At 69.3% G+C, this 18354-nt stretch carries 17 protein-coding genes; 5 read left to right on the forward strand and 12 right to left on the reverse strand.

The window, feature by feature from the left end; genetic code table 11:
* The first annotated feature begins 53 nt into the window (after window positions 1-53).
* Window positions 54-908 (forward strand): MurR/RpiR family transcriptional regulator, encoded by an 855-nt coding sequence (locus ACI7YT_RS13715; RefSeq protein ID WP_406246110.1) that lies wholly within the window; start codon window positions 54-56, stop codon window positions 906-908.
* A gap of 4 nt (window positions 909-912) precedes the next feature.
* On the opposite strand, the gene ACI7YT_RS13720 is transcribed toward ACI7YT_RS13715, so the two are convergent.
* Genes ACI7YT_RS13720 through ACI7YT_RS13740 form a run of 5 tightly spaced genes read right to left on the reverse strand, consistent with a single transcriptional unit; the run spans window position 913 to window position 6047 of the window.
* Entirely contained in the window at window positions 913-2037 is a 1125-nt protein-coding gene (locus ACI7YT_RS13720) for a DUF998 domain-containing protein (RefSeq protein WP_406246112.1), read from the reverse strand.
* A 35-nt stretch (window positions 2038-2072) separates the two neighbouring features.
* The gene (locus ACI7YT_RS13725; protein WP_406246114.1) at window positions 2073-2582 is read right to left on the reverse strand and encodes a phosphoribosyltransferase; all 510 of its coding nucleotides are present in this window, start codon (window positions 2580-2582) and stop codon (window positions 2073-2075) included.
* Window positions 2583-2608: 26 nt separating this feature from the next.
* On the reverse strand, window positions 2609-3454 hold the full coding sequence (locus ACI7YT_RS13730) for a transglutaminase N-terminal domain-containing protein (RefSeq protein WP_406246115.1): 846 nt from the start codon (window positions 3452-3454) through the stop codon (window positions 2609-2611).
* Window positions 3451-4377, reverse strand: a complete 927-nt coding sequence (locus tag ACI7YT_RS13735) for an alpha-E domain-containing protein (protein WP_406246117.1) — start codon at window positions 4375-4377, stop codon at window positions 3451-3453. Before ACI7YT_RS13735 ends, ACI7YT_RS13730 begins: the two co-directional genes overlap by 4 nt.
* Complete coding sequence (locus tag ACI7YT_RS13740; RefSeq protein ID WP_406246119.1) at window positions 4371-6047, reverse strand: circularly permuted type 2 ATP-grasp protein; 1677 nt, start codon at window positions 6045-6047, stop codon at window positions 4371-4373. Before ACI7YT_RS13740 ends, ACI7YT_RS13735 begins: the two co-directional genes overlap by 7 nt.
* A 190-nt stretch (window positions 6048-6237) precedes the next feature.
* Here ACI7YT_RS13740 and ACI7YT_RS13745 point away from each other — a divergent pair, with 190 nt between their 5' ends.
* Window positions 6238-7965: a thiamine pyrophosphate-binding protein gene (locus ACI7YT_RS13745; protein ID WP_406246121.1), complete on the forward strand. Its 1728-nt coding sequence runs from the start codon at window positions 6238-6240 to the stop codon at window positions 7963-7965.
* A gap of 5 nt (window positions 7966-7970) precedes the next feature.
* On the opposite strand, the gene ACI7YT_RS13750 is transcribed toward ACI7YT_RS13745, so the two are convergent.
* The 5 genes from ACI7YT_RS13750 to ACI7YT_RS13770 all read right to left on the reverse strand — a co-directional run bounded on the left by ACI7YT_RS13750 (window position 7971) and on the right by ACI7YT_RS13770 (window position 13257).
* Entirely contained in the window at window positions 7971-8585 is a 615-nt protein-coding gene (locus ACI7YT_RS13750) for a response regulator (protein ID WP_406246122.1), read from the reverse strand.
* The gene (locus ACI7YT_RS13755) at window positions 8582-9676 is read right to left on the reverse strand and encodes a sensor histidine kinase (RefSeq protein WP_406246124.1); all 1095 of its coding nucleotides are present in this window, start codon (window positions 9674-9676) and stop codon (window positions 8582-8584) included. Before ACI7YT_RS13755 ends, ACI7YT_RS13750 begins: the two co-directional genes overlap by 4 nt.
* 18 nt (window positions 9677-9694) lie before the next feature.
* A complete protein-coding gene (locus ACI7YT_RS13760) occupies window positions 9695-10450 on the reverse strand; it encodes an ABC transporter permease (protein WP_406246125.1) in 756 nt (251 codons plus the stop codon).
* A 2-nt stretch (window positions 10451-10452) separates the two neighbouring features.
* A complete protein-coding gene (locus ACI7YT_RS13765; protein WP_406246127.1) occupies window positions 10453-11409 on the reverse strand; it encodes an ABC transporter ATP-binding protein in 957 nt (318 codons plus the stop codon).
* Between the two features lie 84 nt (window positions 11410-11493).
* A complete protein-coding gene (locus ACI7YT_RS13770) occupies window positions 11494-13257 on the reverse strand; it encodes a Na+/H+ antiporter (protein ID WP_406246129.1) in 1764 nt (587 codons plus the stop codon).
* 124 nt (window positions 13258-13381) lie between these two features.
* On the opposite strand from ACI7YT_RS13770, the gene ACI7YT_RS13775 reads away from it, so the two are divergent.
* Both ACI7YT_RS13775 and ACI7YT_RS13780 read left to right on the forward strand, forming a co-directional pair.
* Window positions 13382-13822, forward strand: a complete 441-nt coding sequence (locus tag ACI7YT_RS13775) for an NUDIX hydrolase (RefSeq protein ID WP_406246131.1) — start codon at window positions 13382-13384, stop codon at window positions 13820-13822.
* The gene (locus ACI7YT_RS13780; protein WP_406246133.1) at window positions 13819-14634 is read left to right on the forward strand and encodes an alpha/beta fold hydrolase; all 816 of its coding nucleotides are present in this window, start codon (window positions 13819-13821) and stop codon (window positions 14632-14634) included. Before ACI7YT_RS13775 ends, ACI7YT_RS13780 begins: the two co-directional genes overlap by 4 nt.
* A 25-nt stretch (window positions 14635-14659) precedes the next feature.
* On the opposite strand, the gene ACI7YT_RS13785 is transcribed toward ACI7YT_RS13780, so the two are convergent.
* On the reverse strand, window positions 14660-15832 hold the full coding sequence (locus ACI7YT_RS13785; RefSeq protein WP_406246135.1) for a Cmx/CmrA family chloramphenicol efflux MFS transporter: 1173 nt from the start codon (window positions 15830-15832) through the stop codon (window positions 14660-14662).
* A gap of 265 nt (window positions 15833-16097) precedes the next feature.
* Here ACI7YT_RS13785 and ACI7YT_RS13790 point away from each other — a divergent pair, with 265 nt between their 5' ends.
* Window positions 16098-17651 carry a DUF222 domain-containing protein gene (locus ACI7YT_RS13790; protein ID WP_406246136.1) on the forward strand — a complete coding sequence of 518 codons (1554 nt, stop codon included), beginning with the start codon at window positions 16098-16100 and terminating at the stop codon, window positions 17649-17651.
* Between the two features lie 251 nt (window positions 17652-17902).
* Here ACI7YT_RS13790 and ACI7YT_RS13795 read toward each other — a convergent pair whose 3' ends face one another.
* A complete protein-coding gene (locus ACI7YT_RS13795; protein WP_406246137.1) occupies window positions 17903-18274 on the reverse strand; it encodes a hypothetical protein in 372 nt (123 codons plus the stop codon).
* Between the last annotated feature and the right edge of the window lie 80 nt (window positions 18275-18354).

Below are 18354 nucleotides of genomic sequence, written 5' to 3' on the forward strand. Positions count from 1 at the left end.
CCCTTGACAGAGGTGTAACGAACTTTCAGCCAGGACCGGCGCCGAGGAGACCCATGAGCATTCAGACCCGCATCGACGCGGCGTCCCCGTCGCTGTCCCCCGCGCTGCACCGCATCGCCGAGGAGATCCGTCGCGACCCCGCACTCGTGACGCGTCTGTCGATCACCGAGCTCGCCCGGCGCTGCGAGACGTCCGTCGCGTCCGTGGTGCGCTTCTGCCGCGCCGTCGGCGCGACCGGTTACGCCGAACTGCGCATCTCGCTGGCCGCCGAGATCGGACGGGAATCGGCCCAGTTCTCGCAGCGCACCGGCTTCGGCTCCGAGATCGGAGTCGACGACACGCTGCCCGAGATCGCCGCCACCATGGCATCGCTCGAAGTGCTCGCGATCGAAGAGACGATCGCGGGGCTCGACTTCGCGATCCTGAGCGCCGTCGTCGATGCGATCGACACGGCCGACCGCATCCTGCTGTTCGGCATCGGCGCGAGCCACTTCACCGCCGCGGATCTCGGCCACAAGCTCCTGCGCGTCGGCCGCAACGCCCTGGTGCTCTCGGACGCGCACGAGGCCGTGAGCGCGGCGGTGCTGTCGAGCCCCCGCACGGTCGCGATCGGGTTCTCGCACCTCGGCACGACCGTCGAGACGCTGCGGTTCATCGAAACCGCGAAAGCGGCCGGTGCGACCACCGTCGGCGTGACGTCGGCGCAGGACTCGCGCTTCGCGCAGACCGTCGAGCACGCGTTGTTCACGGCCGTACGAGAGCCGGCGTTCCGCGCGGGGGCGATGGTGAGCAGGATCGCGCAGCTCGCGGTCGTCGACTGCCTGTTCCTCGGTGTCGCCCAGCGCCGCTACGACGACACGGTCGACGCCCTGCGGCGCACGCACGCTGCGACCCGCGGCCTGCGCTGACGCGTCAGCCGGCGAGCGCCTCGGACGTCGCGGCGGCATCCGCCACCGGCATCCCGACGCTGGCCGTGCGCAGGAACACGATGATCCAACTGAAGATGAGCACGGCGGCGATCAGCTCCACCGCCGTCAGGTTGTAGTAGCCCGTCGCGAAGAACACACCCAGCATCGCGATCACCGCGACGTAGATGTAGCCGAGGACGACGAAGACTCGGGAGATCGTCGGCAGCAGCCACGGCAGTCCGATCACGACGGCGGCGAACGCGACGGCCATCCCCGTCGCCACCGTGTTGTGCACGAGGAAGAACTCGTCGACCGGGAAGATTCCGACGCAGGCGAGGAAGAGACCGATGAGCGCCATCGCGATCCGCACGAGACGTCGTCCTCGCTGCTGCTCCCGTGTGGCGACGGGCAGCTGTGCTGTCGCGTACCGGCCGATCGTGGTGACGATGGTGCCGGCGACGATGAGCGTGCCGTTGAAGATCCATGCCGACGCGTTGCTCGACATCCCCAGCGCAGACAGATTGTCCTGCCACCAGAGCGGGTCGGTGGCGGTCAGCATGCTCGCGAACGCGCCGACCACGAGGAAGATCGCGAGCACGAGCGACAGCGACATCGGCGTGAGCGTCGCGGCGCTGAGGTAGCAGACATAGGCGGTCAGCGCGAAGGCGACCGCGACGAGGATCGCGCCGGGGAACGCGAACACCGGAGCGCCGGTGAAGCTCCGCGACAGCAGCACCGCGATGCCCTCCCACCCGAGCAGAGCGGTCACGGCGTAGGCGAGCGCGATCGCCGCGCTCTCGTACCAGCGCACATGCACATCAGGCAGGGCGAGTCCGTCGGCGCGCACGACCGGTCGCTCGCCGCGCGAGCGCACACCGATGCGCGCCAGCAGGACCGCGAGGATCGCCACGACGGCCCCGCCGACGGACGCGTACGTCCCGATCGACCCAGGGCCGGTGATCTCAAGCGTGCGTCCCCAGAAGACGACCCAGGAGATCGGGAACGCGAGGACGAAGAACCCGGCGCCGACGAGCAGAGCGACGGCCTCGAGCGAGATGGTGGTCTCCCCCGGGCGCCGGACGAATCGGCTCAACCAGAGGGGAACGCGAGTCGCGTCGGCAGTGTGCATGCCATCACGATAGAGCCTGCTCGGACTCGACGATGTCACGCTGTCGGCTGAAGGCCCTGATCCTCTTCGCGCACGGTCCCCTTGAAGGACCACGGGAAGTCGATCCACAGATCGGTGTCCTTCCAGGCGTAGTCCGGCTGGATGATCGTGGAGGGCTTCGTGTAGATGGTGACCGAGCGCACCTCGGCGCCGATGTCCACCAGCAGGTGCGCTGCCAGGGCGAGTGTGCGGCCTGAGTCGGCGACGTCGTCGACGAGCAGCACGCGGCGTCCGACCAGGTACGCCATGTCCAGCTCCGGCGGCAGCACCTCAGGCGTGTCCAGGACGGTGCCGATGCCGGTGTAGAACTCGACGTTGATGGCGCCGCAGTTCTTGGCACCGAGTCCGTAGGCGATCGCGCCGGCGGGCAGCAGACCGCCGCGGGCGATCGCGACGACCACCTCTGGTTCGAATCCGCTCTCGACGATCCGCCTGGCGAGTTCACGCGTCGCCTCACCGAACCCGTCCCAGGTGAGCGTCTCGCGTTCGATCGCAGCGTCAGTCACTGTCGTCCCCCTCATAGCCGAAGCACTCACTCTAACCGCGTCACTTCGACCGACACGAACAGCTCCGACCCGCTCGGTCCCGCGTACACGCCGCGCAACGGAGCCACATCGCCGTAATCGCGTCCGTGTCCGACATACACGTGCGATTCGCCGATCTCCATGAGGTTCGTCGGATCGTATCCGCGCCACTCATCCGCGAACCACTCGACCCACGCGTGGGACTCCCCGATCACGGGCTGGCCGACGGGGGCCGCAGCATCCGGATGCAGATAGCCGGAGACGTACCGGGCGGGGATGCCGGCGGCGCGGAGCACGCCGAGCGCGACATGCGCGATGTCCTGACAGACGCCCGAGCGCGTCGGCCACGCGTCGCGCGCCGTCGAGTTCACCCCTGTGACGCCGCTGCGGTACTCCATGTCCTTGCCGATCGTGCGGCAGATCTCGCGCGCCGTGACATCCGGCGAAACGCCGGCCGCGCGCATCCTGGCCGCCATGGCGAGCATCTCGTCGTCCGGCTCGGTCGCCGGAGTCTGCTCGAGGAACTCCGCGAGCTCGAGCGATGTCGGGACGCAGGCCGCGAGCTCGTCCCACCCGAAATCGACCTCGGCGAGCGCGGCCGGTCGCACATCCACGACACTCGTCGCCGTGACGGCGAGTTCCTGGTGCGGGGTGAGCACCTCGAAAGTCGACACCCTCGTGTCGAAGTGGTCGACGTACGAGTGCTGAGTCGCAGCCGGCGAGATCTCCAACGACGCCTGCAGCACGAACTGCCCTTCGCGCGAATGCGGCAGCATCCGCGCCTCGTTGTACGACGCCGTCGCCGGCGCGTCGTACGCGAACCCCGTGCGGTGCACGATGCGCAGGCGGCTCACAGCGCCTCCCCGATCCAGACCGGCATCGCGATCGAGGGGAAGTAGCGCTCCCTGATCGCATCGCTCGCCATCGAGACGCTCACCTGGACCTCCTCCATGCTCTCGGACAGTTGCCGCACGATGTCTCCGATCGGCCGGTACTCCAGTTCGGAACGCAGCCGTCCCAGCACCCGTTGCGCTCTGTCGACGCTGCCGAACGCGACGGCGGGGTCGATGCCGCGCAGGCACTCCTCGGCCTGCAGGACACTGGAGAGCACCGATCGGGGGAACAGCCGATCGACCAGCAGGAACTCCACCGCCGATGCCGCCGTCGGCACTGCTCTGTGGCTGCGCAGGTGCGCCTCATACGCGCCGCAGCTGCGCAGCAGCGTCGTCCAGCTGGGCCCACCGGCCTCAGTGAGCGAGCGCGTCGCGAGCAGGCGTGCCGTCATGTCGGCGCGTTCGATCGCACGTCCGAGCGAGAAGAAGTGCCATGCCTCGTCGCGGCTGGTCGAGGAGTCCACGACGCCGAACGCGAGCGCCGATCGGTCGCGCACCCACCGGAAGAACGGGTGCGTGCGATCCGAAGCCACACGCCTCGGCATCCTGGCGTTCGTCTCGTTCAGGGTCTCCCACAGATCGGTCGAGATGATCTCCCTCGCCCTCCTCGCGTTCTCGCGTGCGGAGGCGACGGAGTGCGCGATGGATGCCGCGTGCTCACGGTCCAGCGCCAGCATGCTCACCACGTCGTCCCGACCGAGCACCCGGCCCGAGTCGACCGTCGTGCCCATCACGGACAGCAGCGCACGGCAGGCGGTGTCCTCGTCGACCCAAGGGTCCTCGAGCAGAAGCTGCAGGTGCACATCGAGGATGCGGGCCGTGCCGTCGCCCCGTTCGACGTACCGGCCGATCCAGAACAGCGCCTCGGCGATGCGACTCAGCATGGCGGCACCTCCCCGGCCTGCTGCTGCTGCTGTTGCTGCTGCTGGTGGTGGCGCAGTTCGAGGTCCTCGTCCTGAGGCGATGACCGGAACGGCGTATGCGGTTCGTCCCTGATCGCACCGACGACGGAGATCGCTCCGGTCGCGAGCGAGACCTCATCGGATGCCGCGTCGACGCCGGCCACGATCGAGGTCGGCGCGGTGAGCAGCGACGGATCCAGCACCCAGGTGTCCTTCGACCCGCCGCCCTGGCTGGAGTTCACGACCAACTGCCCCTCCGGCAGCGCCACCCTTGTGAGGCCTCCTGGGAGCACCCAGACGCCATCGCCGTCGTTCACCGCGAAAGGGCGCAGATCGGCATGGCGGGGGCGGAAGCCGTCCTCGACGAGCGTCGGAATCGTGGAGAGCTGAACGACCGGCTGCGCGATCCATCCCCTCGGGTCGGCCCGAAGGGAGCGACGCAGCTCGTCCAGGGTCTTCTTCGAGGCATCCGGCCCCACGACCAGCCCCTTGCCGCCCGACCCGTCCACGGGTTTGACGACGAGTTCGTCCAGGCGGTCGAGCACCTCCTCGAGAGCATCCGGGTCCTCCAGGCGCCACGTGTCGACATTCGGGATGAGCGGCTCCTCCCCCAGGTAATAGCGGATCAGCTCGGGCACATAGGTGTAGACGAGCTTGTCGTCGGCGACCCCGTTGCCGACGGCATTCGCGATCGTGACATTGCCCAGGCGGGCGGCGAGCATGAGACCGGGTGCTCCGAGCACGGAGTCCGGACGGAAGTGCTGCGGATCGAGGAACTCGTCATCGACGCGGCGGTAGATGACGTCGACCCTCGTCGGGCCGGCCGTGGTGCGCATCCAGACCCGGCCGCCGGAGCAGAACAAGTCGCGCCCTTCCACGAGTTCGACGCCCATCATCCGCGCCAGCAGCGTGTGCTCGTAGTAGGCGGAATTGTGCACTCCGGGCGTCAGCACCACGACCGTCGGATGCTCGATGCCGTGCGGTGCCGCGGCGCGCAGCGCCTGCAGCAGCCGACTCGGATAGTCCACCACCGGCCGCACCCGCAGGCTCGTGAACAACTCGGGCAGCGTCTGCGCCATCACCTGCCGGTTCGCGAGCACGTAGCTGACGCCGCTGGGCACTCGTACGTTGTCCTCGAGTACCCGCCACGCCCCTGCTTCGTCGCGGATGACGTCGATGCCCGCGACATGGATGCGCACGCCGTTGGCGCCGACGATCCCGGCCGCCGCACGGTGGAAGTGCGACGACGAGCTGATCAGCGATGCCGGGATGACGCCGTCGCGCACGGCGGCGCGCGCACCGTACACGTCGGCGAGGAACGCCTCGAGCGCCTTCACGCGCTGCACGACGCCGGCCTCGACGTACGACCAGTCGTCCGCGGCGATCACCCGCGGGACGACGTCGAGCGGGAACGGCCGCTCCTCGCCGGCGAAGTCGAACGTCACGCCCTGCGCGAGATAGGAGCTCGCGAGCGCCTCGGTCCTCGCGCGCAGCTCCGCGTCGTCCATCCGCGCCAGCGCCGGGTACATGTCGCGGTACGAGGCGCGGACCTCGGCACCGCCCGGTACCGCGCCGGCGGGGAACATCTCATCCCACGGCGCGGTCCCCTGTCGGATCCGGCCCGTGGCATATCCGGTGAACAGCGACTCCATGAGGGCATGTTTCCCTGCGACGGTTTCGCCGACGTTACGGCATCGCGTCGTACGCGCGTCGGAGATAAGCTCATGGTGTCCGGCATCCGACGCCGGTGCCCGAAAAAGGGGCACGAAGCCCGCAGCGAAGACGCGGCGGGGCGAGACACATACGGAACCTCGCTCTCCGTCCGTGTCGAAAGGTCTTCGCATGCCCACCGTGTCCTCTCACGTCGCCCTCACCCTCGCCCAGCACATCGACGCCGTCTTCGGCGTGATGGGCAACGGGAACGCCTACTTCCTCGATGCCATCGAGACGCGGACCTCCGCCGTCTTCACGGCCGTACGGCACGAACAGGGCGCCGTCGTCGCCGCGGACGCGCACTATCGCGCATCAGGGCGGATCGCCGCCGGAACAGCCACGTACGGCGCAGGCTTCACGAACACCCTGACCGCGCTGGCGGAGTCCGTCCAGGCGCGGATCCCGCTCGTCCTCGTGGTCGGCGACGAACCGACATCCGGCCCTCGCCCCTGGGACGTCGACCAGATCGCACTCGCCTCCGCCGTCGGAGCCCGCACCTACACGGTCGGACGCACGGATGCCGCGGCGACCACCGTCATCGCCATCGAGCACGCGCTGAAGTACCGCGTCCCCGTCGTGCTGGCGATCCCCTACGACGTGGCGGCGCTGGAGGTCTCGTCGTCGTCGGATGCCGGCGGGCTCCGCCTGCCGGAGCCGCTCGCACCGGCCGGTGCGTTCGCCGACGGGATGCTGGACGAGATCGCCTCAGCGCTGCGCGACGCCGAGCGGCCGTTCCTGCTGGCCGGGCGCGGTGCCTGGCTCGCCGACGCCGGCGAGGCACTGGGACGACTCGCGGATGAGACCGGTGCTCTCACGGCATCCACCGCCCTCGGTCGAGGGATCTTCCCCCGTGGCGAATTCGATCTCGGCGTGACGGGCGGGTTCGGAGCCGACGGCGCGATGGAGCTGATCGCGAAGGCGGATGTCGCCGTCGTGTTCGGCGCGTCGCTGAACCAGTTCACGATGCGCTTCGGCGCCCTGTTCTCCCCCGGTGCCCGGGTGTATCAGGTGGACGTCGCGCCGGCGGCGACGCACGCGCACGTCGGCGGTTTCGTGCGCGGCGATGCACGGTTGGTGGCGGAGAGGCTCGTGGCACGCGTGGCCGCGGCGCACGCATCTCGCAGAACGACACGGATCTCGCAGGAATCCGGTGATGTCCTGCGGGATGCGCGCGATTCTGCGAGATCCGCGTCGGCGCTGTCGTGGCGCGAATCGGTCGACATGACCGCCGCTCGCGCCTACGCGCCCGGCGACGATCTCGCACCCGACGGCCGCCTCGACCCCCGTTCGGCCGCACGCCGGATCGCCGAGCTGCTTCCCGAGGACCGTGTGGTCGTCTCGGACGGCGGTCACTTCATCGGCTGGGCGAACATGTACTGGCCCGTGGCCTCGCCCGATCGCATGATGATGGTCGGCACCGCCTTCCAGGCGATCGGTCAGGGCTGGCCCAGTGTCGTCGGTGCCGCGCTCGCGCGTCCGGAGGCCACGATCGTGCTCACCTCCGGTGACGGCGGCGGCCTCATGGCGATCGCGGATCTCGAGTCCGCTGTCCGCGCCGCCGGCGGGCGCGGCTGCGCCGTGGTCTGGAACGACGCCGCGTACGGCGCAGAGGTGAATCTCTACGGATTGAAGGGCCTCGCCGAGGAGCCCATGCGCATCCCCGAGGTGGATTTCGCCGCGTTCGCCGCGGCCGTCGGAGCCGAAGGCGTGGTCGTGCGCACGTTGGCGGACCTCGACCGGCTCGGTTCGTGGGCCGCAGAGAATGCCACGTCCCGGCGCTTCCTGCTGCTGGACCTGCGCATCTCCGGCGACGTGATCGCGCCGTACCAGCAGGAGATCATCCGCGTGAACTCCTGACGGGCTCAGATCCAGCCGTTGTCCTGCGCGATGCGCACGGCCTGTGCGCGGTTCGCGGCCCCGGTCTTGCCGATCGCCGACGACAGGTGATTGCGCACGGTCCCGACGGAGAGGAACACCTCTGACGCGATCGCCGCGGCCGACCGGCCGTCCACCGCGAGCCGCAGCACCTGGCGTTCGCGTTCGCTGAGCGGGCTCGTCCCGGTGAACAGGCTCTCCTCCGCGAGCACCGGATCGAGGACGCGCTGTCCCGCGTGCACCCGGCGGACGGCGTCGGCGAGCTGCTCGGCAGGGGTGTCCTTCACGACGAACCCGCTCGCCCCGGCATCCAGAGCCTGGCGCAGGTAGCCGGGCCGTGCGAAGGTCGTGACGATCAGTACCCGCGTGGCGGGGCCGGCCTCTCGGATCCGTCTGGTCGCGTCGATGCCGTCGGTTCCGGGCATCTGGATGTCCATCAGACAGACATCAGGCGCGTGCTCGCGCACCAGCCGCACGGCCTCATCGCCGTCCGCTGCGGCACCGACGACCACGAGGTCTCCTTCGAGTTCGAGCAGTGCGGCGAGGGCGCCGCGGACCAGGGCCTGGTCGTCGGCGATCACCAATCGGATGCTGTCGCTCACCACGTCACCTCCACCACCGTGCCGCCGGCCGGGTCGGCGTCGAACCGGAACTGCGCTCCTGAAGCCGCTGCGCGTTCGCGCATGCCTCGGACGCCGTTGCCCTCGCGGTCGCCGCGCCCCCGACCGTCGTCCGCGATGGACAAGTGCCCTGCGGCGACGCGCACTCGGACGAGGGATGCTTCGGCATGGCGCAGCACGTTGGTCGTGGCCTCTCGGAGGATCCAGGTCGCGGTGAGCGCCTGTGCCGGTGAAAGCGCAGCAGGATCGCCGTCCACCGCGAGATCGACGCCCGCCGCGCGCAGCGCGTCTCCGCTCGCGGCGAGCTGCTCGTCCAGCGTGACCGTCCGCGCGCCGGACACCGTCGCCCTGACGCCGGCGATCGCCTCGGCTGTGAGGGATTCGATGTCCGCGAGTTCGGCCTTGGCCCGCTCCGGATCGGAATCGATCAGGCGCCTCGCGAGCTGCGACTTCAAGCCCACAACGGTCAGCGAATGCCCGATCAGGTCGTGCACGTCGCGGGCCACGGCTTCGCGCCCCTCGCTCGTGGCCAGTTCGAGCCCGAGCTGCTCGGCTTCGGCTGAGCGCCTGATCAGTGACGTCGACACCGTGTTCATGACGGCGAGCAGAGCGATGATGATGAGGACGGTGACGAAGCCGATGCCGCCGGGGGCGAGGAAGACGAACAGGGCCGCGATGATGAGAGACGCGGAGGACGTGATCCAGTGCCAGGTGCGGGTCAGGCCGAAAGCGGCGAACGACATGATGAACGGCAGGAAGCTCAGCGCGGCGCCGCCCTCGGCGGGGACCGAGAGCAGGGCGCAGACGATCAGCCCCGTATAGAACAGCCACGGTGCCGCCCCGACCGGTGAACCGATCGGGGTGTCGCTGCGCACGCCGCGGACGGCCCCGACGACGTACAGCACGATGAACAGCACGAGCGCGGCCCAGCCGACGACGATCCACCCCGACGCCGCCTCGGACCGCACCAGCGCCACCACCGGGTAGATCAGGAAGACCAGCCAGATGAGGGCCATCACCACGGAGAAGCGCTCCCACGGATTCTTCGCCGCGTCGGGTCTCTCACTGGTCACGGTTCACACCCTGCCACGTCAACGGCGCGAGCGCGCGCGGCGCACCCCGGCGAACACCAGCAGCACGAAGACCAGCAACCATACGGCGATGTTCAGCAGAACCGCCCACAGCGGATCGCTCTGCCCCGTGGTCAGCGCGCCGTCCGTCAGCGGCCAGCGGCTCAGCGCGACGTACCCGTACAGCGGCGTGAAGCGGGCGATGTCGAGCATCACCCCGTTCAGCGGCATGAACACGTTGCCGAAGAAGGCGAAGAGCGTCAGCGAGATCGATGCCAGTGCCGCGGCCGAATCGGAGTTGAAGAACAGCCCGACCCCCAGGCCGTAGAGCCCGTACATCAGGCCGACTCCGAGGATGATCCCGGCGCATGCCGCCCAGCGCCAGACGTCGTCGGCTTCGGCGCCGGTGAGCAGGCCTGCGGTGAAGACCGCGACCACGGCGAGCGCGGCGAAGGCCACGGCCGTGATCAGCTTGGTCGCCGCGTATCCGGCGGTGCTGAGCGGGGTCATGGCGAGCTGACGCCCCCAGCCCTGCTTCGCCTCGGCGGCGGCGAGCGAGGTCAGCGAGCTCATGGCGACGGCCGTGCCGTAGGCCGCCATCGACACCATCACGTAGAAGGAGACGTTCCCGTGTCCGGCGGACTGACCGCCGTACGCGGCAGCTCCTCCGAACAGCAGGTACATCACCACCGGCATCGTCAGCGTGAACGCGAGCGTGTAGGGGTTGCGCAGCTGGCGGACGCCCTCGATGCGCAGCATGGTCGGTGAGATCAGCATGGTCAGTCCTCCGTGAGGGCCGTGAAGGCGGTTTCGAGGGTGGGGGCTGTGATCTCCAGATCACTGACTCCGGCGGCGAGCAGCATCCCCGCGATGGCGTCGGAGTCGAGTGCGCGCAGGCTCACGCGATCGGCGTCGCGGCGCAGGTCGGCGACGCTGTCGTGCTCGCGCAGTGCCGCGAGGACGGCGTCCGCGGCATCCGCACCGGCCGGCAGGGTGGCGGAGACCAGCCTGGCTCCGAGGCCGGCGCGCAGTTGCGCTGTCGGCGCATCGGCGACCACGCGGCCCCGATGCATGACGACGGTGCGATGGGCGAACTGCTCGGCCTCTTCGAGGTAGTGCGTGGCGAAGACGATCGTGCGGCCGGCCGCAGCATCCGAGCGCATGACATCCCAGAAGTGACGGCGGGCCGTCACGTCCATGCCGGCTGTGGGCTCGTCGAGGACGAGGATGTCGGGGTCGGCGACCAGTGCGAGAGCGAACTTGATGCGCTGCTGCTCGCCGCCGGAGCACTTCGCCACGCGGCGGCGGGCGAGACCGGTGAGATCGGCGCGCTCGAGCACCTCGGGCACGCGGGTCAGTGCCGCGCGGCCGTGCAGGGATGCGACCAGGCTCACGGTCTCACGGACGGTGAGGTCGGACAGCAGGCCACCGGTCTGGAGCACGGCGGCGATGGCACCGCGCGCCGTCGCCTGTTCCGGGCGCTCGCCGAGCACGCGGACGATGCCCTCGCTGGGATCGGACAGCCCCATGAGCATGTCGAGAGTGGTCGTCTTCCCGGCGCCGTTCGGGCCGAGCAGCGCGACGACCTCGCCGCGCGAGACCGTGAGGGTCACGTCGTCGACCGCCTGGACGCGCCTGGCACCGTGTCCGAAGTGGCGGCGGACCCCGGCGAGGTCGATGACCGCGCCGTCGGTCGTGCGGGTCGGCGCCGGCTGCGCCTGAGTGATCGTGTGCATGCTTCCAGCGTGGCCGCGCGGCCGAGCGGATGCCGGAGGGCGATGTCACGACCTCGACATGACGTGTGTCACGTCGAGGTCGGCTCAGTCGATGTCCTCGATGCCCTGCAGGCGCACCTGCTCGAGATCGAGCCGCGCGGAGAGGCGCCGCACCACGACGTCGTCGACGGTCCCGGCGCGTCGGAGGCCGAACAGCACCTCGCGCTTGTGATCCAGCAGCACCAGCTTCAGGCGGGAGTACTGATCGTGCCGCACGAGCGGCGAGCGCTGCATCACGTCGACGTCGGTCGATGTCGCCACCATCTGCAGGGTCACGCCGTCACGCCGCTCCGCTCCCGCGGCGCCTGCGGGGTCGGGTTCCCCGAGATCGTCCTGCGCTGCCGGACCGGGTGCGAGCGGATCGGGCGCCGCCAGCATGTCCTCCATCGCCCCGACTTCGGCATCGATCACCGCACGTTCTCTCGCCATCGCGCGGGCGTTCGCCAGCTCGAGAGCCTCGTAGCCGTCACGGCGGATCCGATCCCTGACGTCGTCGCTGATGCCGTGCTCGGCGGCGAGCACGTCCAGTGCCGACATCGCAGCACCCGAGATCGCGCGCTCGGCGAGCTCGTACTCCTCGTCCTCGGCGTGATCCGCGGGGAATCCGGCCCAGCGCACGATGGCGGGCAGGAGCGGCCCCTGCACGAGAAGACTGAGCAGGATCACACCCGCCGTGACGAAGATGATCTCGTTCCGGCCTTCGAGCGTCGCACCCGCCGATGTGGTCAGCGGAACGGACAGTGCGATCGCCAGGGACACGGCTCCTCGCATCCCGGCGACCGTGCTGACGAGCTGCGCTCTGGTGCGCAAGCCGCGTGGATGCACGGTCCCACCGCCCAGACGCTGGAACGGCACCGAGAGGAGCTGGAAGAGGAATCGCACGATCGACAGGGTCGCCCAGACCGCGAGGGTGATCAGCACGAGCCTGCCCACTTCGCGTAGGGAGGTCTGGTGCACGACCCACTGCACCTCGAGTCCGATGAGCACGAACAGGGCGCCGTTGAGCAGGAACACGCCGAACGGCCAGACCGCCTCGGCCTGCCTGCGCGAGGCTGCCGTGCTGATCTGCGGACTGATGTAGGCCGCGATCAGGCCGGCTACGACGACGGCGAGCACGCCGGAGGCGTGCATCATCTCGGCGATCAGGAAGGCGGTGAACGGCACCAGCAGCAACGCGACATTGATCGTGATCGTCGTCCGCACCCGCCGCAGCAGCAGCCAGGCTGCCGCGGCGACCGCGACGCCGGTCGCGATGCCCCCGATGTACGAGACGATGACCGTCCAGGTGACCGACAGCGGCGTCACCTGCCCGCCGACAGCGAGGGACACGGCGATGGCGTACAGGACGAGGGCCGTGCCGTCGTTGGTCAGGCTCTCCGCCTTCAGCTTCATGAAGCTGCGTCGCGGGAGCAGTCGCCCGAGGGCGGCCACGGCTGTCGCATCCGGTGGTGCGACGGCTGCTCCGAGAATGAGGGCGATCTCCCACGGCATCCCGAACAGCACGGCGATGCCAGCGACCGCGAAGGCCGAGGCGACCACGAGCAGAGTGCTCATGGGCAGGATGTAGCGGAAGTCGCGACGGATCGACCGCAACGAGGTGGTGAGGCTCTCCCAGAAGAGCATCACGGGCAGGAACAGCAGCAGCACGGTCTCCGGCGGGAGCTGCACTTCGCGCAGAGCGGGGACGAATCCCAGCAGCAGGCCGAACACCACCAGCAGGAGCGGCAGTGCAAGGCGCAATCTCGGCGCAAGCATCGTCCCCACCAGGATCGTCAGCCCGAGCAGGACCGTGATCTCGAGACCTTCCATATGACCCCACCACCTCTGCCGCCGCGTGGCTGTCCGCGAACGTGCTCAGGACACAGCGCCCGTGGACGTCAGGGTATTCCCTCGAACGATCCGGGACGAGGGGTCGGGGCCGTAGGGTCGTCATATGCCCGCGATCCGCAACATCAGTGTCGGTCTGTCCGTGAAGGACGGCCACGTCCTGGTCCTGTTCGGTCGGGACGAGTCGATCGGAATCGACTTCTACCGCGCGATCGGCGGCGGCATCGAATTCGGGGAACGTGCGGATGAAGCGCTGCGCCGAGAGTTCCTGGAGGAGCTGGGCGTCACTGTGGAGGATTCGCAGCTGCTGGCCGTGGCCGAGAACATCTTCACCTACGAGGGTTCGCCCGGACACGAGATCGCGCACATCTTCGCCGTCGATTGCGCATCGCTGGACGCGCTGCCGCTGGATGCCGAACTGCACGTCCTCGATGAAGGCTCGCCCGTGAGATGGGTGCCCATCGGCGGCCTGCGCGAGGGAGCGCGGCCGCTGTACCCCTCCGGCGCGACCGAAGCGCTGTTCGCCCTTGTCGGCGCGGCCGCATGACGACGCGCCGGCTGGTCCGTCCGCACGCCGAGATCGCCTTCGAGGACTCCGGCGGGGGCGGTCTTCCGGTCGTGCTGTGTCATGGCGCGGGGATGGATCGGACCATGTTCGCTGCCCAGGCGGCGGCGCTCACGGATGCGGGTTTCCGCGTCATCGCGTGGGACCTTCCGGGTCATGGCGAATCGACGCTCACCGCGGCATCCCGCTTCGCGGCATCCGATGCGCTCGACGATCTGTCCGCGCTGCTGGACGAGTGCCGGGTGGATCGGGCGGTGCTCGTGGGGCATTCTCTCGGCGGCAACCTCGTTCAGGCGTTCGTGCGCGCGAATCCGCACCGCACCGCGGGCCTCATCGTGATCGACTCGACCTGGAACGCTGGTCCGCTCGCGTGGTGGGAACGGCTCGCGCTGCGCCTGGCGGCACCGTCGCTGGCGTTGGTGCCCGCGCAACGGCTCCCTGGTCTGATGGCTCGGGCCTCGGCCGTGACTGCGGACGCGATCGCACGGACCGAGGCGACGTTCGCCCGGATGCCCAAGCCCGTGTTCCTGGATGTCTGGCGCGCCACCGTGTCGTTCGTGGATCCCGACCCCGCGTATCGCACGCCGGTTCCGCTCGCGCTCGTGCGCGGCGCGCTGGATCGCACGGGGAACATCGCGAGTGCGATGCCCCACTGGGCGAAGGCGGAAGGCGTCACGGAGCATGTCGTTCCGGATGCCGGACACATCGTCACGTGGGATGCGCCGGACGCGACGTCACGGGTGCTGGTCGGGATTCTCGAGGAGTGGGGGTCGGCGGCCCGCGACGGCTCATGACGTGCCGTGACGAGCCGCCGCGGCGTCACCGTGTCGCGGGTGCGCCGTGCCTGCGGCGTGCGAATCGAGTCGCGCCGATGATGACCAGGGCGGTCGTCACCAGCATCCCGGCGACCCAGATCGGCGCGGTCGGAACCCGCCAGCCGGCCAGCGCGATCGCTCCGAGCACGGGCCCCGCCGCGGCACCGATGTTCAGTGCGGCTGTGGCGTAGGAACCGCCCATGGACGGTGCATCTGCGGCGGCGTACAGCACCCGCGTGATCAGAGTGCTGCCGACGCCGAACGACAGCATCCCCTGCACGAAGACCATCACGATCAGCGGCACCGGACAGGCGGCCGTCGACGCCAGGACGACCCAGCCGACCAGGAGCAGCGGTCCCCCGACCGCCAGCACGAGACCGGGCCGACGATCCGACAGCCGTCCGGCGATGGTGACGCCGAGGAACGACCCGCCGCCGAACATCACCAGGACGACGGGGACCCACACCTCGGGCAGCCCTGCGGTCTCGGTCACGACGGGTGCCAGGAAGGTCAGGACCGCGAACGTCGCGGCGTTGATCATGGCGCCGAGCGTCATCGCGAGGATGAGCCGCGGCGAGGCCAGTACGCCGAGCTCGGCGCGGAGGGTCGGCGTGCCGTCGCCGTGCGCTCGGCGCTCGTTCGGGATGCCGAGGATGACCCCGAGCGCGGCGGGAATGCACAGCAGCGCGATCGCCCAGAACGTCGCGCGCCAGCCCAGCGCCCCACCGATGAGCGCGCCGGCCGGGACGCCGGCGACGGTGGCGATCGTCGTGCCGGCGAGCAGGACGGACAACGCGCGTCCTTTCCGCTCTGGCGCCACGAGCGCGGTCGCCGTGCTCAGCGCGACCGCCAGGAAACCGGCGGTCGCCACGGCACTGAGCACGCGGGTGACGAGCAGCACGGAGAAGTCCGGCGTCAGGGCGCCGATCGCATGGCATCCGGCGAAAGCGAGCAGGCACCCGAGCAGGGTGAGCCGCGGTGGCCAACGGCGTGCGAAAGCAGCCATGAGCGGCGCACCGACGACCATGCCGACGGCGAACGCGGAGGTCAGCAGCCCCGCGACGCCGATCGTGACGTCGAGGTCGGCTGCTGCTGCGGGGATGAGTCCCGCGAGCATGAATTCCGAGGTGCCCATGACGAAGACCGCCAGGGCGAGCAGATAGAGGGGAAAAGGCATCGAATACTCCGAGGTGAGAGATCAAGAAAGGGCTCTTCTCGTCACCACGGCCAGCGGCCGGAGTACGCCGGATCGCGCCCGCGCAGAAGGCGGGCGTCGTGGTCAGCGGATCATGGGGCTGGCGGTGAGAACGACAGCCCCTGACCTGTCTGCTTCAGGACTCGGCATGACACAGAACGTTACAGCACGAGCCCGGCGTCGGAAGTTATCCACAGATCATCTGTTCGATGGTTGGGTGTCGGTGGTGGGGTGTTCAATAGTAGTTATGAACAGCACCGCGGCGGTTCTCGATCGGGTCGTTTCCGACCTCGATCGCACGATCGAGTCCGCGGTGCGCTCGGCGGGTCTGGATGGGATGTCGGATGCCGAGAAGCTGGAGGTTCTCCGGCTCGCGGGTGAGGCGCAGCGGCGGTTGGATGCGCTGGTGACCGAGACGGCCGCGTGTGTTGATGGGCGTCCGGCCGGTTCGGGGGTGCCGACGTTTCCGGCGGTGTTCGGATGCCGGAACATGAACGAACTCCTCCAGCGTGTGCTGCGGGTGGACGCGGCAGGGGCCTCGAGGGTGGTGAAGGCCGCCGGTGCGGTGCACCGGGATGTGGAGATCACCACCGGCGCCCGGTTGCCGGCACAATGGCCCGGGTTGCGGGAGGCGCTGCTGGACGGGGTGGTCGGGATCGCCGGACTGCTCGCCGCGATCGACCCCATCGACCGCACCCGCGGGCGGATCAGCGGGCAGGACCAGCTGCGGGCCGATGCCGCGCTGGCGGACTGTGCGCGCGGGATCGACGGCGCGGGTCTCGGGGACGCGGATGACGCAACCGACTCGGCGGACACGGCGGAGGCGGGGCCGGCGGCGACGCCGGATGACCTGCGGCAGTACGCGCAGCTGATCGCCACGTATCTGGACCCGGACGGGCGGGCACCGTCCGAGGCGCAGGCCGCGCTGAACCGGTCTCTGACGTTCGGGCGGCTCCGCGACGGCGTCTACCCGATCCGCGGGGCCCTGCTGCCCGAAGTGTTCGCGCAACTGAAACTCATCATCGACGCCCAGACCAACCCCAAAACGGCGGGACCGGCGGACTTGGGCGTCGCGTTCACCGACAGCACCGGAAGCGCCAGCGGCAACGACCGCGCAGGCAGCGGCAGTGCGGTCGTGCGCGACGAAGCGGATGATGGCCTGTTGGCCGGGTGCGGATCGGCGGAGGACCCGTTCAACACCGACCCCCGCAACGTGATCGACACCCGCACAAGGCCCCAGAAACAACACGACGCCCTCGCCACAGCCCTCGGCATCGCCGCCCGCCACCACGACATGCCCACCCTCGGCGGCGCCGCACCCACCCTCGTCGTCCAGATCGACGCGTCCGACTTCGCCACCGGCACCGGATGGGCGCACATCGCCGGCGTCGACACCCCCGTCTCCACCTCCGTCGCCGCCCACCTCGCCTGCCATGCCATGATCCAACGCGTCCTGATCGACGAAGGCCGCATCATCGGCATCACCACCACCGACCGCATCTTCAACGCCTACCAACGCCGCGCCATCATCCTGCGCGACAAAGAATGCCTCATCCCCGGCTGCCACGTCCCCGCCACCTGGTGCGAAATCCACCACGTCATCGAACACTCCCACGGCGGCCCCACCAGCACCAGCAACGGCGTCCCCCTCTGCTACTGGCACCACCGCACCATCGACCACTCCGGATGGCACATCCGCATGGTCGACGGCAAACCCCAAATCCAAGGCCCCTCCTGGTGGGACCCCCAACAAAAATGGCGCACCCCACGCCCCCTCCTCCCCCAATGGGTCGGCGGATAACACATGGCGCGCGGGGAAGCCAACCCCGCCATGGCGCGCGTGACGAGGTGCCGAGGCAGCTTCAGGTGCACGAAACCTGTTCATCGTCGTGCTTCGGCCTGACGCCTCGATTTCCCCGGCCGAAAGCCCCGGACGGTCCATTTCGGCGCATCAGATATCGGCAGGATGCTTCGGTGGCACCGCCGCCAGCCGTAGTCGACCGATTCGGCAGGCGAGTCATCGACGTCGAGCGGGAGTGCCGATCGGCGTTGCTATGAGTCGATCCACATGGTGGCGTTCACGTCAGCCATTCGCCTCAGGGCGTCGGCCGAGACCGTCTCTGCGCCTCGACCGAAGGTCAGATACAGCCGAACGAACACGTGGGGATCGTGAAACATCGAACGAGGAACGTGCTCCACAAGGTCGAGCATTCCGTTTATTGCGGCGTCAAGCCGATCCGCCCGATTCTCCGCTTCGAGTTCTTCGAACGTCTCCGTTCCAAGGTCATAGAAGAACTCACCATCCGGGGTCCGGGACTCACGCAAGTACCTGACCAGCCCGTCGATGGGTCTTGCGGCGATAACCGTGAAGCTGACGACCACGAAGCCAACGTCGTCTGCGTCAACATCAGAACTCGGAGTCACGCCGCGAGTCTTGCACACCTGCCCGGCTCACCCCGGCTGTGAGACGTCGGGTGATGGGCGCGGTCTGCGGCGGCGCCCAC

The sequence above is a fragment of the Microbacterium sp. M genome, assembly GCF_045181065.1.
Classification (GTDB): Bacteria; Actinomycetota; Actinomycetes; order Actinomycetales; family Microbacteriaceae; genus Microbacterium.

What these genes read in the sequence shown, in the direction of transcription:
- ACI7YT_RS13715 (WP_406246110.1), top strand. Translation starts at nt 54, where the DNA reads ATGAGCATTCAGACCCGCATCGACGCGGCGTCCCCGTCGCTGTCCCCC.
- ACI7YT_RS13720 (WP_406246112.1), bottom strand. Translation starts at nt 2,037, where the DNA reads ATGCACACTGCCGACGCGACTCGCGTTCCCCTCTGGTTGAGCCGATTC.
- ACI7YT_RS13735 (WP_406246117.1), bottom strand. Translation starts at nt 4,377, where the DNA reads ATGCTGAGTCGCATCGCCGAGGCGCTGTTCTGGATCGGCCGGTACGTC.
- ACI7YT_RS13740 (WP_406246119.1), bottom strand. Translation starts at nt 6,047, where the DNA reads ATGGAGTCGCTGTTCACCGGATATGCCACGGGCCGGATCCGACAGGGG.
- ACI7YT_RS13745 (WP_406246121.1), top strand. Translation starts at nt 6,238, where the DNA reads ATGCCCACCGTGTCCTCTCACGTCGCCCTCACCCTCGCCCAGCACATC.
- ACI7YT_RS13760 (WP_406246125.1), bottom strand. Translation starts at nt 10,450, where the DNA reads ATGCTGATCTCACCGACCATGCTGCGCATCGAGGGCGTCCGCCAGCTG.
- ACI7YT_RS13765 (WP_406246127.1), bottom strand. Translation starts at nt 11,409, where the DNA reads ATGCACACGATCACTCAGGCGCAGCCGGCGCCGACCCGCACGACCGAC.
- ACI7YT_RS13770 (WP_406246129.1), bottom strand. Translation starts at nt 13,257, where the DNA reads ATGGAAGGTCTCGAGATCACGGTCCTGCTCGGGCTGACGATCCTGGTG.
- ACI7YT_RS13775 (WP_406246131.1), top strand. Translation starts at nt 13,382, where the DNA reads ATGCCCGCGATCCGCAACATCAGTGTCGGTCTGTCCGTGAAGGACGGC.
- ACI7YT_RS13780 (WP_406246133.1), top strand. Translation starts at nt 13,819, where the DNA reads ATGACGACGCGCCGGCTGGTCCGTCCGCACGCCGAGATCGCCTTCGAG.
- ACI7YT_RS13785 (WP_406246135.1), bottom strand. Translation starts at nt 15,832, where the DNA reads ATGCCTTTTCCCCTCTATCTGCTCGCCCTGGCGGTCTTCGTCATGGGC.
- ACI7YT_RS13790 (WP_406246136.1), top strand. Translation starts at nt 16,098, where the DNA reads ATGAACAGCACCGCGGCGGTTCTCGATCGGGTCGTTTCCGACCTCGAT.